Source organism: Modestobacter sp. URMC 112, assembly GCF_053502575.1.
Genome location: NZ_CP199957.1, coordinates 2,290,032 through 2,304,583 on the forward strand (window position 1 = coordinate 2,290,032; position 14,552 = coordinate 2,304,583).

Genomic DNA, 14,552 nt, shown 5'->3' on the forward strand with positions numbered 1-14,552 from the left:
CGCCGACGGAACGGGAGCCCAGTCGATGTTCAGCCTGATGGTCCAGATGGAGGTCCGGCCCGGCCGCCGCGAGGACTTCCTCGCCGGCATGGCCGCAAACGCGGAGGCGTCGGTGCGTGACGAGCCCGGCTGCCTCCGGTTCGACGTCTGCTCGGTGGACGGCGAGGAGAACCGCTTCGTCCTCTACGAGCTGTACGCCGACGCCGACGCCTTCGCCGCACACAAGGCGTCTGCGCACTTCGCGCGGTGGCGGGAGATCGCCGAGCGCGTGCTCGTCCCCGGCAGCCAGGTCAACACGGCCGGCGAGCTGCTGGTCACCCACACCGCCGAGGAGACGGCATGAGCACCGACCCCACCTCCCGTACGGCGGGGCAGCCCGTCGCTCCGTCCATGGTGCTGCGCCCAGCGGAGATCGAGCCCTTCGACCGCGGGAACGGCGTCGTCACCATCCCGTTCGTCGGCAGGTGGAACTGCGCGAGCAACCAGGTCACCACCGGGATGACCGTGTTCTCGCCCGGCACCGGCATCCCGCTGCACTCGCACAACGTCGAGGAGTCCGTCCTCGTCCACGAGGGCGAGGCCACCGCAGTCGTGGGGGACGACGAGTTCGACCTGGTGGCCGGCCAGGCGACCTGGGTCCCCGCGGGCGTCCCGCACTGCTTCCGCAACCGCGGGGCGGGTCCGATGACCATCTACTGGGTCTACGGCGGCCGCGACGTCACCCGCACCATCACCGCGACCGGCGAGACGTTCGAGCACCTGTCGGACAGCGACCGCGGGGCGACCCCGGCATGAGCACCGTCGTGACCGTCAACCCGGCGACCGGGGAGCGCCTCGCCGAGTACCCGGCGCTCTCCGACGCCGACGTCGACGCCGTCCTCGACCGGGCGGCCGCCGCTCAGGCCGGCTGGGCGGCCCTGTCCCACGACCGGCGGTCCGAGGTCCTGCGCCGGGCCGCGGAGGTCCTCCGGGCGGAGGTCGAGGCCCTGGCCCTGCTGGTCACCCGCGAGATGGGCAAGCCGCTCGCGGAGTCCCGCGCCGAGGTGGAGAAGTGCGCCACGGCCTGCGACTTCTACGCCGAGCACGCCGCCGCCTTCCTGATGGACGAACCGGTCGCGACGTCCGCGGACCGCAGCTGGATCGGCTACGAACCGGTCGGCGTCGTCCTGGCCGTCATGCCGTGGAACTTCCCGCTGTGGCAGGTCCTCCGGTTCGCCGCCCCGGCGCTCATGGCGGGCAACGCCGCACTGCTCAAGCACTCGCCGAACACCACCGGGTGCGGGCTGGCGGTGGAGCGCATCCTGGCCGCCGCCGGAGCGCCGCCCGGGTTGTTCGCCGCCCTGGTGGTCGCCGAGGACGACGTCCCCGCGGTGACCCGACGGCTGATCGCCGACCCGCGCATCGGAGCGGTCACCGTCACCGGCAGCGAGCGGGCCGGGAAGGCCGTCGGCTCGGCTGCGGGCGAGGCCATCAAGAAGTCGGTGCTCGAGCTGGGCGGCTCCGACCCGTTCGTCGTGCTCTCCGACGCCGACCTGCCCCGGGTGGCAACCATGGCAGCGCGCGGACGCTTCCTGAACGCGGGGCAGAGCTGCATCTCGCCGAAGCGGTTCGTCGTCGACGCCTCCATCGCCGAGGAGTTCACCCGGCTGCTGGTCGCCGAGGTCGAGGCGCTGACCGTCGGGGACCCCGAGGCGCCCGGCACCGACGTCGGCCCGATGGCCCGCGCGGACCTGCTGGACGGCGTGCACCGGCAGGTCGAGGCGTCGGTCGCTGCGGGCGCCCGGTTGGTGACCGGAGGACGGCGCCTCGAGGGCCCGGGCAGCTACTACGCCCCCACCGTCCTCACCGACGTCACCCCCGGTCAGGCCGCCTACGGCGAGGAGGTCTTCGGCCCGGTGGCCACGGTGATCGTGGCCGACGGGGACGACGACGCGGTCCGCATCGCCAACGACAGCCGGTTCGGCCTCGGCGCGAGCGTCTGGACGACCGACCCCGACCGCGGGGTGGCCGTCGCGCGGCGGATCCGCTCAGGGGCGGTGTTCGTCAACGCCGTCGTCGCCTCCGACGTCCGCATGCCCTTCGGCGGCACCCGCGCCAGCGGCTACGGCCGGGAGCTGGCCGCCGCCGGCATCCGCGAGTTCGTCGACGTCCGCACCTGGTGGGTCCAGGACGCCCCCGCCGTCACCGCCCCCGCGTCCGAGTAGTCGCACGACACCCGAGGAGGACTCCATGAACCCCGACCGTCCCTACCGCCTGGGCGTGATGCTGGGCGACGGCATCGGACCCGAGATCGTCCCCGCCTCCGTGCGCGTCGTCGACGCCGCCCTCGCCGCCGCCGGCGGCGCGCCGTTGGAGTGGAGCGAGCTGCCGCTCGGCGCCTCGGCCATCGAGGAGCACGGCAGCGCCATCCCGCCGGCCACGCTGGAGGCGCTCGGCGGGCTCGACGGCTGGCTGCTCGGCCCGCACGACAGCGCCGGTTACCCCGAGCCGTTCCGGTCGCAGCTCAACCCGAGCGGCGCCATCCGCAAGCACTTCGACCTGTACGCGAACATCCGGCCCGCGCGGGGCTTCGAGGGCGGCACGGCGATCGCGCCGGACACCGACCTGGTGATCGCCCGGGAGAACACCGAGGGCTTCTACGCCGACCGCAACACCTTCGCCGGCACGGGTGAGTTCATGCCGTCGGCCGACGTGGCGATCTGCCTGGGCGTGTTCACCCGGCCCGCGGTCGAGCGGATCGCGCGGACCGCGTTCGACCTGGCCCGCCGGCGGCGGAACCGGGTGACGATCGTGCACAAGGCGAACGTGCTGCAGCTGAGTTCCGGGCTGTTCAAGCGGGTCTGCCTCGAGGTCGCCGAGGGGTACCCGGACGTGCAGGTGGACGACCTCCACATCGACGCGATGACCGTGCACCTGCTCCGCCGGGCGGCGGACTTCGACGTCGTCGTCGCCGAGAACATGTTCGGCGACATCCTGTCCGACATGGCCGGCGAACTGGCCGGCTCGCTGGGCATCGCCCCGTCGATCAACGCCTCGGACGACCGGTGCATGGCGCAGGCCTCCCACGGGTCCGCTCCGGACATCGCCGGCAAGGACCTGGCGAACCCGGTAGCGATGATGCTCTCGGCGGGCATGCTGCTCGACTGGCTCGGCACGCGGCACGGCGACGCGCGGGCTGCCGACGCCGCGGTCCGCCTGGAGGCCGGGGTGCGTGCAGCCGTGCGCGGCGGCGTCAGCACCCGGGACCTGGGCGGCTCCGCGTCCACGACCGAGTTCACCGATGCGGTGGTGCGGCACGTCACCGAGGCCGCCTCCTGAGTGGTGGGGCCGCGACCGGTCCGCGGGGCCGCCGGCGATGCAGGCCATACCGGGCCTGAGCTGGGCTTTCAGGTTGTCCTGAGTCGCTCGCAGCGGTAGACTTCGAACACCCGTTCGAAGCGCTGTGGGAGGTGTCATGGGCGAGTTGACCTCGATCCTGGACTCCCTGGCCGCTGACGACCTGAAGCCGATGTTCGGTCCTCAGTTGCTGGACCGGCTCGGTGAGCTGCTGATCGCCCAGAACAAGTTGGCAGCGGAGGTGGCCCGTGCCGTCCGGGAGTGCGAGCTCACCCAGGCACCGGAGCACGACGGGCTGAAGACGATGCTGTCCTGGCTGCGCGGGCACGGGCGGCTGTCACAGCCGGCGGCGTCGCGGATCGTGCGCTGCGGGCGGGCGCTGGAGCACCTGCCCGCCGTGGCTACTGCGTTCGCCGCGGGGGAGGTGACCGCCGAGGCAGTGGCGGTGATCGCTCCCATCGTCACCCCCGACCGGCTGGCCGCGGCCGCCGACAGCGGGGTGGACGTCGCGGCCATCGAAGCCGACCTCGCTGAGGTCGCCGCCGTGGCGTCGCACGACGAGCTGCAGGGGATGGTCAAGACCTACCTGGCCGCGCTGGACCCCGACGGACCCGAGCCTGACCCCACCGAGGGACGGCGGCTGAGCATCGCCAAGCACGCCGACGGCGTTTCCGGCCGCTTCGACCTCGACGTCATAGGTGGGGAGAAGCTGCAGGCCGCGCTCGAGTCGATCGTGCAGGCCAACCGCCCCGACGGCGACACCCGCACCCGCGCCCAGCAGCAGGCCGACGCCCTGGTCCAGCTGTGCGACAACCAGCTGGCGTCCGGGAAGCTGCCCTTCTTGCGGACGGTGAAGCCGCAGGTGATCGTCACCATCCCGCTCGAGGACCTGGTCGACCCCGCCACCGGGCCCGGGGCGGCGACCACCGGCTTCGGCGCCACCCTCTCCGCCGCTCGCGCCCGCTGGCTGGCCTGCGACGCCACGATCTCCCGGATGGTGATGAGCCCCGACGGGCTGCCGCTGGACGTGGGACGGGAGAAGCGGGTCGTCCCACCGCACATCCGCCGGGCGGTCGAACGCCGGGACCGGCACTGCGTCTTCGCCGGCTGCTCAGCCCCCACCCACTGGTGCGACGTCCACCATCTCCGCGAATGGGTCGCCGACCAGGGCGAGACCAGCCTCGACAACTCAGCCCTGCTCTGCGAACGCCACCACACCAAGGTCCACCACGGCTTCCGCGTCCAACGCGACGACACCGCACCACCAGGCAGCCGATGGCGCACCTACCGCCCCGACGGCACGCAGATCGTCATCGGCCCACGGCTCTGACCACCGAGCTGTGCCGTGCCCGGCGGGAAGTCAGGCGCCCGGCACCGTGAATTGGTCCAGCCGTGCCGTGGCCGGCTCGGCGGCGTCGAAAGGCGTGCTGAGGGTGAAGACCGCCACGCCGCCGGTGGGGAACCCGGCTCCCACCTCGCGCCGGGCGACCGGGTCGCCGGAACCGTCGTCCAGGGCCATGGCCAGCTCCCCGATCGACGGGTTGTGGCCGACGACCACCAGTGTCCCCACCTCGTCGGGGACGTCGTGGACGGCTGCGAGCACCGCCTCGACGGTGTTGTCGTAGACGCGTCCGTCGACGGTCGGCTGCGGGCTCTGCGGGAGCTCGCGGCTCGCCTGCTCCCAGGTCTGTCCGGCGCGCCGGGCCGGGGAGACGACGACGTGGTCGGGCACCAGCCCCGACTGCTCGAGCCACGTGCCGATCGCCGCGGCGCGCCGGGACCCGAGACCGGTCAGCGGCCGGTCCGCGTCGACGGGGGCGTCGGCGGCCTGGGCGTGACGGACGAGCACGAGCCGGCGCGGTTCCACCCACGGATCCTGTCACCGGTGCGCAGCCGGGACCGCGGCGTCGCCGTGTCGACGGGTCGCCGTGTCGAAAGGTCGACGTCGCGACCGGCAGCGGGGTGCCCCACCCGGCCGGGCGGGGCACCCCGCTGTGGTCAGGGGACGAGGATCGCGCGGCCGCGGACCTTGCCGGCGTCGAGGTCGCGGAGCGCGTCCACGGCCCGGTCCAGCGGGTACTGCTGGGTGTGCAGGGTGACCTTGCCGGCCTGCGCGAGCACCATCAGCTCGGCCAGGTCGGTGTAGGTGCCGACGATGTTGCCGACGATGTTCTTCTCGCCGGCGACGAAGTCCAGCGTCGGGATCCGCAGCTCGCCGCCGTACCCGATGACGTAGTACGAACCGGCCTGGCCGGTCATGTGCCAGCCGTCCATCTCGGCGCCCTGCTCGGCGACGAAGTCGAAGACGACGTCCGCGCCCCCGCCGGTCAGGTCCTGCACCGCCTGCACCTGGTTGCCGTCGGCGACCACGGTCTCGTCGGCCCCGATCTGCCGGGCGAGCTCCAGGGCGTCGGGGTTGCGGTCGACGACGACGATCCGGGTGCCCGACAGCGCGGCCAGGCACTGGACGCCGATGTGGCCGAGACCGCCGGCGCCCTGCACGACCGCCGTCGTCCCCGGGTGCAACAGGGGCAGGGCCTTGCGGACGGCGTGGTAGGCGGTGATGCCGGCGTCGGCGAGCGCGGCCACGTCGGCCGGGTTGGTCGACGGGTCCAGCTTCACGCAGGCGCGGGCCGTGGTGCGCAGGTACTCGGCCATGCCGCCGTCGTTGTTCGACAACCCGGGGAAGAACGCGTTCTGGCACTGCATGTCCCGGCCGGCGCGACAGGCCAGGCACAGACCGCAGCTCGGCTGCGGGTGCAGGATCACCGTGTCACCCACGGCGACGTTGGTGACCCCCTCCCCGACCTCGTGCACCCACCCGGCGTTCTCGTGCCCGATCACGTAGGGCAGGTCCGGGTTCTGCAGATCGGCCCACTGGCCCTCGAGGATGTGCAGGTCGGTCCGACAGACGCCGGCGCCGCCGATCTTGACGACGACGTCGAGGGGACCCTGGATCGTCGGCTCGGGGATGTCGTCGATCGAGGGATCGGCGTGGTACTCGTGCACGCGGACGGCTCTCATGACAGGACCTCCAGGGGGAGCAGGGCGCGGGAGTCGGCGTCGGGCCGGGGGACCTGGTCGTCCTCGGCACCGGGGTAGCGGGTGGCCAGCAGGCCACGGCAGAAGTGCGCGTTGCCGTCGATCGAGATGCGCACCGACCGTGCCTTCCGCACCGCCAGCGGGACGGCGGAGGGCTCGGGACGGCGCCCGTCGGCGTCCACCAGCACCGGCGCCCCGCCGTCCACGGGCAGGCCGAGGGTCTCCCGGCGGCGCAGCAGCGCCTCGGTCGTCGGGCCGGGCGGCAGATCGGCCAGGACGACGTCGCCCAGGTCGGCCTCCGTCCGCGCCGGGTCGGCGCGCAGCAGCGCCGTGAGCGCCCGCTCCATCGCGGCGGTGTGCGCCTTCCGCTGGAACGTCGCCCGCAGCTCGTCCAGCGAGTCCTCGGCCTCGTGCCCGAACGTGCCGCGGTACCCGGCGTCCGCCGCCAGCCCGGCGTTGATCAGATCCGAGTCGTGATGGTCGTCGAGCTCCACCACGACCCGCCCGACCCCCGGGACGCCGACCACGGCGTCCCGGGCGTCGGACACCATCAGCCAGGCGAAGTTCGGCGCGCAGAACGACGTCGGCAGCCGCAGGTGGACCTCCACCGCCGAGCCGTCGACGGCAATCGACCGGACGAACCCCAGGTCGGTGATCGGCTCGTCCAGCTCCGGGTCGACGACGGTGCCCAGGGCCTCGCGGACCCGGGACTCGGTCAGCTCCTGGGGAAGCGTCGCCGTCATCAGGCCAGCGCCAGGTCGGCGCTCTCGGGCTGGCGGGGGCCCGTCTGCGTCTCGTCGGCGTCGGGCAGCTGCAGCTCGGCCGGCACCGGGATGTCGTACATCTTGGCCGCGTTGAGCCCGAGCACCTTCTTCTTCTGGGCGGTGGTCAGCGGCCCGTACTCGGTCATGTCCTCGGGGATCTGGAAGTCCACGAAGCTCTCGACCAGCCAGCGGGGGGTCCACAGCGCGTAGTCGCTGGAGAACTGGATCCGGTCCTCGCCGATCCAGTACATGAGCTCGCCGATGATCTGGGCGAAGTACCGCGGCCGGGTGTGGATGAACGGCATGGCCACCGCCAGCCCGGCGTGCACGTTGGGCTCCTGGGTGGCGATCCAGCAGAAGTCCTCCAGCCGGGGCAGCCCGCAGTGCTCTACCACGAAGTCGAGGTCGGTGAAGTCGGTGGCCACCTGGTCGACGTCGGCCACGTCGAAGGCGTCCCGGTCCAGGGGGCGGATCGTCGGGCCCTTGTGCACGTGGATGTTCGTGATGCCCAGCTCGCGGCACAGCTCGAAGTAGCGGTAGGCCATCGGGTCGGTGAGCTTCCAGCCGCGGGAGTCGCCGTGCCAGTCGGCGGTGTAGAGCTTCACGCCCTTGAGGTGGAACCGTTCGGCGTCCGCGCGGAGCTGGTCCAGGCCGTTCTCGCCGTCGCGCGGGTCCCAGTAGTGGTTGTAGGTCAGCTTGTCCGGGTGCGCCGCGGCCAGCGCCGACGCCTCGTCGGTCTGGCCGAAGCCGCGGGCGTAGAACTCCTTGAGCCGGGCGGGCTGGAAGATGGCGTGGTCCACGTACCCGTCGGTGAACAGGTCCTTCATCAGCCGCTCGCCGCCCTGGTACAGGTACTCCTCGTACGGCCACACCACCTGCTCCGGGCTGAGGTTGCGGTGGTAGTCGTAGAAGCAGTCGATGAACTGCTTGCCGTGCACGTTCAGCTGGTTCTCCGGGCGCGCGTCCCAGAGCGCGATGTGCGCGTCCACGATGAAGTAGTTCTCGCCGTCCTTGCTGTACACAGGTCCTCCTCGACCGGGTGTGGCTCGACTGGTGCGACCGGGGTCACACTGGCCAGCACGCTAGGCGCGGGGACCAGGCCCACCAGGGGTCCAGCTGTCTCATTTTGAGACACCCCGCACGCCGGGTCGTCCGCCGGCGGCACCGGCAGCCGGCGCGACGGCGCGTCTGGGGGAGGTGGTCATGTCCCACGGCTCGGAGCGGACGACGTCCGGCATCGCCCGGCCCGCGACCGGCGGGCCGGTGGCGCGGACGCCGGGGCCCCGGGTGCAGGCCTCCTGGGTGCGCAGCGAGCGGTACGGCGTCTCCCCGGAGGAGGTCGCGCCGGTGTTCAGCGGCGCCCCGCTGACCGACTCGCTGTTCTACCGGTGCGGGGCCGAGGTGCTCGACCGGCTGCACGGGACCCTGGCCGACGAACCGGTCGGGCTGATGATCACCGACGCGGAGGGCCTGGTGCTCGGCCGCTGGTCCAACGACCGGGACATCACCCGCTCGCTGGACCGGGTGCACCTGGCGCCGGGGTTCTACTTCGGTGAGCGGATCGCCGGCACCAACGGCCTGGCGCTCGCCCTGGCCGACCGGGTGCCCGCGCTGGTCCGCGGCGGGGAGCACTACGTCGCCCCGCTGCGCCGCTACACCTGCGCGGCGGTGCCGGTGCTCGACCCGCGCGACGGTGCCCTGGTCGGCAGCATCAACATGACCACCTGGTCCGACGCCTCCTCCGACCTGCTGCTGGCCCTCGCCCAGTCCGCGGCCGGCAACACCAGCGCGCTGATGCACGTGCGGGCCGGCGGGCACCCCGCCCGGCCGCTGCCGCGCGGCGAGGTGTTCCACGTCGTCGCCGACCGGCTCCCCGGTGCCGGGCCCGACCCGTGCCCGTCCCGGGCCTGGCGGGACACGGTCACCGCCGCCCGCGACGCGGTCGCCGCCGGCCGGCTGGTGGCCGTGGTGGGTGAGCCGGGCGCCGGCAAGGCCGCCGTCGCCACCCTGGCCCGGCACGCCGGACGGCGCCGGGAGCGGGTGCTGCTGGCCCGGCCCCCGGAGGCCGCCGGCGTCGACGCCTGGCTGGCGCTGTGGTCACCGGAGCTGACCGCCCCGGACACCTGCGTCGTCGTCACCGCCGCCGACGCGATCCCGGCCTGGGCCGCGGACGAGCTGGCGGCGGTGATGTCGCAGGCGCCGCCCGGGCCGGTCCGGCCGATGACGGTGACCGCGCCGTCCTACGCCCGGCTGCCCGAGCCGCTGGCCGCGCTGGTCGACGCCGTCGTCGAGGTGCCGGCGCTGCGGCACCGCACCGAGGACGTCGAGCCGCTGGCCCGGTCCTTCGCCCGCGAGCGCCGCCACCGCGACGTGGAGTTCACCCCGCGGGCGCTGCGGGCGCTGGCCGCACACTCCTGGCCGGAGAACGTGCGGGAGCTGCGCACCGTCGTCCGGGAGGCCGTGGCCCGCACCGACGTCGTCGACCTGCAGCACCTGCCGCCGTCGGTGCTCAGCTCCGGCCCGCGGTCGCTGACCCGGCTCGAGCAGCTGGAGCGGGACGAGATCATCCGCTGCCTGACCCTGCCGGGTGCGACGGCGGTGCAGGCCGCCACCGAGCTCGGGCTGTCCCGGGCCACGCTGTACCGCAAGATCGCCCAGTACGGGATCAAGGTCCCCGGGAGGGGCAGCGCGGCCGGCGGGTGACCCGGCCGTTCGAGGCACCGGTCGACCGGGCGTGTGCGCTGCCACCACCTGGGCCTCGCCGGTTGTGTGCCGGACCGCCGTGGGGTGCCCCACCCGGGCCGCCTAACCTCTCGGCATGACTGTGGGAGGACACCTGGCGGGCCGCCGGGCGATGGTGACCGGTGGGGCGTCCGGGATCGGCCGGGCCTGCGTGGAGCGGCTGGCCGCCGACGGCGCGGACGTGGTCGTGGTCGACCGGGACGCCGGGGCGGCGGAGGCCGTGGCCGCGCAGGTCGGGGGCACCGCCGTGGCCGTCGACCTGTCCGACCTGGACGCCGTCGACGCGCTCGACCTCGCGGTGGACGTGCTGGTCAACAACGCCGGCATGCAGCACGTCGCACCGGTGCACGAGTTCCCCGTGGACCGCTTCTCGCTCATCCTGCGGCTGATGCTGGAGGCGCCGTTCCGGCTGGTCCGCGGGGCGCTGCCGCACATGTACGAGCAGGGCTGGGGGCGGGTGGTCAACGTCAGCTCGGTGCACGGCATCCGTGCCTCGGCGTACAAGTCGGCCTACGTCAGCGCCAAGCACGGCCTCGAGGGGCTGTCCAAGGTCATCGCGCTGGAGGGCGCCGAGCACGGGGTGACGTCGAACTGCGTCAACCCCGGCTACGTCCGGACGCCGCTGGTGCAGAACCAGATCGCCGACCAGGCGAAGGCGCACGGGCTGAGCGAGGAGGACGTGGTCTCCCAGGTGATGCTCTCGTCGGCCGCGCTGAAGCGGATGCTGGAACCGGCCGAGATCGCCGACGCCGTGGCCTGGCTCTGCTCGCCGGCCGCCATCTCGGTCACCGGCACCTCGCTCGTCATGGACGGCGGGTGGAGCGCCCACTGATGAAGGACCCCCTGCCCCCCACCGCTCGCGAGCTCGCGGCGGGCCCCTGCAGGGGGCCAGCTCCGGTGGCCGCCCAGCTGGGCGGGGCACGAGAGTTCTTCGAGCTGCTGCTCGGGGAGGCGGCCGCCATCGAGTTCGAGCGACCCGTCGTCCGCGCCCGGGTCGCCGGTGCCGGGGCCGACGAGCTCGCCGCGCTGGAGGAGGTCAAGCTGCTCGCGCTGCAGGTGCGGGCCGCCTTCGCCGCGCGCCGCCGGCGGGAGTCCGAGCTCTCGGCGCTGTTCGACACGGCCAACGACCTGGCCTCCCTCAACGGGGTGGACCAGGTGCTGACCGCGATCGTGCGGCGGGCCCGCCAGCTGCTGGGCACCGACACCGCCTACCTCACCCTCAACGACGACGCCCGCGGGCACACGTACATGCGGGTCACCGACGGGACGGTGTCCGCCCGGTTCCAGGCGCTCCGGCTGCCGATGGGCGCCGGGCTCGGCGGTCTCGTCGCGCAGACGGCCGCGCCCTACGCCACCGACGACTACTTCGCCGACGCCCGATTCCGGCACACCGTCGAGATCAACGGCGGCGTCGCCGACGAGGGACTGGTGGCCATCCTCGGGGTGCCGCTGATCCGCGGCTCGCAGGTCATCGGCGTGCTGTACGCCGCGGACCGCGCCGTCCGGTCCTTCGAGCGGTCCGAGGTCGCGCTGCTCGGGTCGCTGGCCGCGCACGCGGCGATCGCGCTGGACAACGCCCGGCTGCTGGAGGAGACCCGGGCCGCGCTGGAGGAGCTGTCCACCGCCGGCCGGGAGCTGCGGGCGCACACCGAGTCGGTGGAGCGGGCCGCCGGCGCGCACGACCGGTTCATCGACCTGGTGCTGCGCGGCGGCGGGGTCGAGGACGTCGCCGCCGCGGTCACCGAGGCCCTCGGGGGCGCGGTCACGGTCGTGGACGCCGACGCCCGGGTGGTGTCCGAGCGCGGCACCGGCTGGCTGCCCCCCGACCCGGCCGGCGCGCTGGCGCAGGCCTCGGCCACCGGGCGGACCGTCCGGGACGGCGAGTGGTGGACCGCCGCGGTCACCGTGCACACCGAGCTGCTCGGCGGGCTGGTGCTGCACCGGGAGGCGGAGCTCTCCGACGCCGACCAGCGGATCCTGGAGCGGGCGGCGCTGGTCACCGCGCTGCTGCTGCTCATCCGCCGGTCCGCGGCCGAGGCCGAGGGCCGGGTCCGCGGGGAGCTGCTCGACGAGCTGCTCACCTCGCCGGGCCGCGACTCCGACGCGCTGCGCGAGCGGGCCCGCCGCCTCGGCGCCGACCTGGACGCCAGCAGCGCGGTCGTCGTCGTCCGGGTCGAGGACCGCTGCCGGACCCGGGCGTCGGCCGCCGCCGGCCACCTGGCCGCCACCCGCGGCGGCCTGGCCGGCGTGCACGCCGGCCGGGTGGTGCTGATCCTGCCGGAGCTGGCACCGGCCGAGGCCGCCGCCACGGTGCGGCGCGGGCTGACCGGCGCCGGCCAGGTCACCGTGGGCGCGGCCGGGCCGGCCGCCGGGCCCGACGCGCTGGCCGCCGCGCACGCCGACGCGGACCGGTGCGCCGCCACGCTCGTCGCGCTGGGCCGGGCCGGGCAGGCCGCCGCCGTCGAGGAGCTCGGCTTCTTCGGGCTGCTGGTGGGGGAGGGGCGCGACGTCGCCGGTTTCGTGACCGGCGCGCTGGGCCCGGTGCTGGACTACGACGCCCGGCGCGGCACCGACCTCGCGGCCACCCTGCGCGCCTGGTTCGACGGCGGCGGGAGCCCCGCGCGGGCCGCCGAGACGCTCGGCGTGCACGTCAACACGGTCACCCAGAGGCTGGACCGGGTGGGCCGGCTGCTGGGCCGGGACTGGTCGGCGCCGGACCGGGCGCTGGAGGTCCAGCTCGCCCTGCGGCTGCACCCGCTCGCGGCCGGCTGAACTCCCGGGGTGCGGCGGCGCCGGATCCTGGCAGGGTGCACGGCATGAGCCGACTGGACGAGGTGGACCTCACGCTGCGACTGTCCAAGTCCGACAGCAAGAAGCAGCTCGTGGCGGCGCAGAAGCGGCTGGCCGCCCTGCGCCTGCTCCTCGGCGGGCAGATCGGCGAGCAGCAGATCGGGCCGCCGCTGCTGGTGCTGTTCGAGGGCTGGGACGCCTCGGGCAAGGGCGGCGCCATCAAGCGGCTGGTCGACCACCTCGACCCGCGGCACGTGCGGGTGGCCCAGTTCGCCGCGCCCACCTACGACGAGAAGCGGCACCACTTCCTGTGGCGGTTCTGGCCGGTGCTGCCCGGCTGGGGCGGCATGGCCGTGCTGGACCGCACCTGGTACGGGCGGGTGCTGGTCGAGCGGGTGGAGGGCTTCGCGTCCGAGGAGGCCTGGCGGCGGGGGTACGGCGAGATCGCCGAGCTGGAGTCCAGCCTGGCCGCCGAGGGCACGATCGTCGTGAAGTTCTGGATGCACCTGTCCGAGCAGGAGCAGCTGCGCCGGTTCGAGTCGCGCCGGGACGACCCCTACCGGGCGTGGAAGCTGACCGACGAGGACTGGCGCAACCGGGACAAGCGGGGCGAGTACGAGGCGGCGGTCGAGGAGATGCTCGAGCGCACCGACGCCCCCGCGGCCCCGTGGCACCTGGTCGCGGCGGAGGACAAGCGGTGGGCGCGGGTGGCGGTGGTCCGGACCGTCTGCGACGCCGTCGAGGCGGCGCTGCGGGCCCGCGGCGTCGACCCGGACGACGTGCTGCCGGCGCCCCGGGACTGACCTCCCGCGGGCTCTCCCCCCGGCCGGGGCCGACCCGGCTGGCCCCGCTCGGCGAGCCGGGGCAGAGTGTCCGGCGGCAGTGTGGTCGGATGCACGCCGCCGGCCACCACCGGTCGGCGCGGCACGGCACGTCGGGTCGGCAAGGGAGTGGTCCCGGTCAGCAGCTCGATCGAGGTCGTGGCACACCGTGGCGGGTCCGCGGAGGCCCCGGAGCACTCGCTGGCCGCCTACCGCAAGGCGATCGCCTCCCGGGTCGACGCGCTGGAGTGCGACGTCCGGATGACCCGCGACGGCCGGCTCGTCTGCGTGCACGACCGTCGCATCGACGCGACGTCGTCCGGCAGCGGGGTGGTCTCGGCGCTGCCGCTCACCGACCTGGAGGGCCTGGAGTTCGGGGTGCGGGCCGCCCGGCGCTGGCCCGTGCGCGGCCGGGCCGCGGACCAGGACGACGACGCGGACGCCGACGAGGACGACGCGGAGGACGCGGAGGTCGACGAGGAGACCGGCCGGGTGCTCACCGTCGACCGGCTGCTCGACTACGTCACCAGCACGCCCGGCGAGGTGAGCCTGGCCATCGAGACCAAGCACCCCACCCGGCACGGCCGCCGCGTCGAGGTCGCGCTGGTGGAGACGCTGCGCCGCTTCGGGCTGCTGGTGGGGGACCGCCCGGTCGAGTGGTCGGGACGTCCGGCGGTCCGGGTGATGAGCTTCTCGCCGGTCGCGCTGCGCCGGCTGCGCGTCCTCGCGCCCGGGCTGCCGACGGTGCACCTGGTGCGCTGGCCGCTGCCCCGCGGTGGTGGCGCGCTGGCGCCCGGGATCACCGCCGTGGGGGCCCCGGTGGGCCTGCTCCGGCTCTACCCGGGCTACGTCTCCCGGCTGCACGCGGCCGGGCTGGAGGTGCACGTCTTCACCGTCAACGACGAGCGCGACATGGACCTGATGGTGGAGCTGGGCGTGGACGCGGTGATCACCGACCGCCCGATGGAGCTGCTCCGCCGGCTCGGCCGGGCCGGCCCGGAGCAGGACGAGCCCCCGGCAGGGCTGTCCCGGCCCAGCGCCTGACCGGACGGCCGGC

General features: G+C 74.3%; 14 protein-coding genes. 10 read left to right on the forward strand and 4 right to left on the reverse strand.

The window, feature by feature from the left end; translation table 11 throughout:
• Positions 1–25 precede the first annotated feature (25 nt).
• The 5 genes from ACWIX6_RS10745 to ACWIX6_RS10765 all read left to right on the forward strand — a co-directional run bounded on the left by ACWIX6_RS10745 (position 26) and on the right by ACWIX6_RS10765 (position 4,666).
• On the forward strand, positions 26–343 hold the full coding sequence (locus ACWIX6_RS10745; protein ID WP_448616842.1) for a putative quinol monooxygenase: 318 nt from the start codon (positions 26–28) through the stop codon (positions 341–343).
• A complete protein-coding gene (locus ACWIX6_RS10750; RefSeq protein ID WP_448616843.1) occupies positions 340–795 on the forward strand; it encodes a cupin domain-containing protein in 456 nt (151 codons plus the stop codon). The genes ACWIX6_RS10745 and ACWIX6_RS10750 overlap by 4 nt, the downstream gene beginning before the upstream one ends.
• On the forward strand, positions 792–2,204 hold the full coding sequence (locus ACWIX6_RS10755; protein WP_448616844.1) for an NAD-dependent succinate-semialdehyde dehydrogenase: 1,413 nt from the start codon (positions 792–794) through the stop codon (positions 2,202–2,204). Before ACWIX6_RS10750 ends, ACWIX6_RS10755 begins: the two co-directional genes overlap by 4 nt.
• A gap of 25 nt (positions 2,205–2,229) precedes the next feature.
• On the forward strand, positions 2,230–3,318 hold the full coding sequence (locus ACWIX6_RS10760; protein ID WP_448616845.1) for an isocitrate/isopropylmalate dehydrogenase family protein: 1,089 nt from the start codon (positions 2,230–2,232) through the stop codon (positions 3,316–3,318).
• Positions 3,319–3,454: 136 nt separating this feature from the next.
• Positions 3,455–4,666 (forward strand): DUF222 domain-containing protein, encoded by a 1,212-nt coding sequence (locus tag ACWIX6_RS10765; RefSeq protein ID WP_448616846.1) that lies wholly within the window; start codon positions 3,455–3,457, stop codon positions 4,664–4,666.
• A gap of 30 nt (positions 4,667–4,696) precedes the next feature.
• Here the strand turns inward: ACWIX6_RS10765 and ACWIX6_RS10770 are convergent, their stop codons facing one another.
• The 4 genes from ACWIX6_RS10770 to ACWIX6_RS10785 form a co-directional block, all read right to left on the reverse strand.
• Positions 4,697–5,203 (reverse strand): SixA phosphatase family protein, encoded by a 507-nt coding sequence (locus ACWIX6_RS10770; RefSeq protein ID WP_448616847.1) that lies wholly within the window; start codon positions 5,201–5,203, stop codon positions 4,697–4,699.
• A 131-nt stretch (positions 5,204–5,334) separates the two neighbouring features.
• Positions 5,335–6,360 carry an NAD(P)-dependent alcohol dehydrogenase gene (locus ACWIX6_RS10775; protein ID WP_448616848.1) on the reverse strand — a complete coding sequence of 342 codons (1,026 nt, stop codon included), beginning with the start codon at positions 6,358–6,360 and terminating at the stop codon, positions 5,335–5,337.
• Complete coding sequence (locus ACWIX6_RS10780) at positions 6,357–7,121, reverse strand: iron-sulfur cluster assembly protein (protein ID WP_448616849.1); 765 nt, start codon at positions 7,119–7,121, stop codon at positions 6,357–6,359. The genes ACWIX6_RS10775 and ACWIX6_RS10780 overlap by 4 nt, the downstream gene beginning before the upstream one ends.
• On the reverse strand, positions 7,121–8,164 hold the full coding sequence (locus ACWIX6_RS10785; RefSeq protein WP_448616850.1) for an amidohydrolase family protein: 1,044 nt from the start codon (positions 8,162–8,164) through the stop codon (positions 7,121–7,123). Before ACWIX6_RS10785 ends, ACWIX6_RS10780 begins: the two co-directional genes overlap by 1 nt.
• Positions 8,165–8,345: 181 nt before the next feature.
• On the opposite strand from ACWIX6_RS10785, the gene ACWIX6_RS10790 reads away from it, so the two are divergent.
• From ACWIX6_RS10790 to ACWIX6_RS10810, 5 genes are all read left to right on the forward strand, one after another.
• Positions 8,346–9,845, forward strand: coding sequence for a helix-turn-helix domain-containing protein (locus ACWIX6_RS10790; RefSeq protein WP_448616851.1), 1,500 nt, complete (start codon positions 8,346–8,348; stop codon positions 9,843–9,845).
• A 115-nt stretch (positions 9,846–9,960) separates the two neighbouring features.
• Positions 9,961–10,716, forward strand: coding sequence for a 3-hydroxybutyrate dehydrogenase (locus ACWIX6_RS10795; protein WP_448616852.1), 756 nt, complete (start codon positions 9,961–9,963; stop codon positions 10,714–10,716).
• Positions 10,717–10,781: 65 nt separating this feature from the next.
• Positions 10,782–12,656: a helix-turn-helix domain-containing protein gene (locus ACWIX6_RS10800; RefSeq protein ID WP_448616853.1), complete on the forward strand. Its 1,875-nt coding sequence runs from the start codon at positions 10,782–10,784 to the stop codon at positions 12,654–12,656.
• Positions 12,657–12,700: 44 nt separating this feature from the next.
• Positions 12,701–13,477 (forward strand): polyphosphate kinase 2 family protein, encoded by a 777-nt coding sequence (locus ACWIX6_RS10805; protein ID WP_448616854.1) that lies wholly within the window; start codon positions 12,701–12,703, stop codon positions 13,475–13,477.
• 177 nt (positions 13,478–13,654) lie between these two features.
• A complete protein-coding gene (locus ACWIX6_RS10810) occupies positions 13,655–14,539 on the forward strand; it encodes a glycerophosphodiester phosphodiesterase (protein WP_448616855.1) in 885 nt (294 codons plus the stop codon).
• Positions 14,540–14,552 lie beyond the last annotated feature (13 nt).

What these genes read in the sequence shown, in the direction of transcription:
- ACWIX6_RS10745 (WP_448616842.1), top strand. Translation starts at nt 26, where the DNA reads ATGTTCAGCCTGATGGTCCAGATGGAGGTCCGGCCCGGCCGCCGCGAG.
- ACWIX6_RS10750 (WP_448616843.1), top strand. Translation starts at nt 340, where the DNA reads ATGAGCACCGACCCCACCTCCCGTACGGCGGGGCAGCCCGTCGCTCCG.
- ACWIX6_RS10755 (WP_448616844.1), top strand. Translation starts at nt 792, where the DNA reads ATGAGCACCGTCGTGACCGTCAACCCGGCGACCGGGGAGCGCCTCGCC.
- ACWIX6_RS10760 (WP_448616845.1), top strand. Translation starts at nt 2,230, where the DNA reads ATGAACCCCGACCGTCCCTACCGCCTGGGCGTGATGCTGGGCGACGGC.
- ACWIX6_RS10765 (WP_448616846.1), top strand. Translation starts at nt 3,455, where the DNA reads ATGGGCGAGTTGACCTCGATCCTGGACTCCCTGGCCGCTGACGACCTG.
- ACWIX6_RS10775 (WP_448616848.1), bottom strand. Translation starts at nt 6,360, where the DNA reads ATGAGAGCCGTCCGCGTGCACGAGTACCACGCCGATCCCTCGATCGAC.
- ACWIX6_RS10780 (WP_448616849.1), bottom strand. Translation starts at nt 7,121, where the DNA reads ATGACGGCGACGCTTCCCCAGGAGCTGACCGAGTCCCGGGTCCGCGAG.
- ACWIX6_RS10790 (WP_448616851.1), top strand. Translation starts at nt 8,346, where the DNA reads ATGTCCCACGGCTCGGAGCGGACGACGTCCGGCATCGCCCGGCCCGCG.
- ACWIX6_RS10795 (WP_448616852.1), top strand. Translation starts at nt 9,961, where the DNA reads ATGACTGTGGGAGGACACCTGGCGGGCCGCCGGGCGATGGTGACCGGT.
- ACWIX6_RS10805 (WP_448616854.1), top strand. Translation starts at nt 12,701, where the DNA reads ATGAGCCGACTGGACGAGGTGGACCTCACGCTGCGACTGTCCAAGTCC.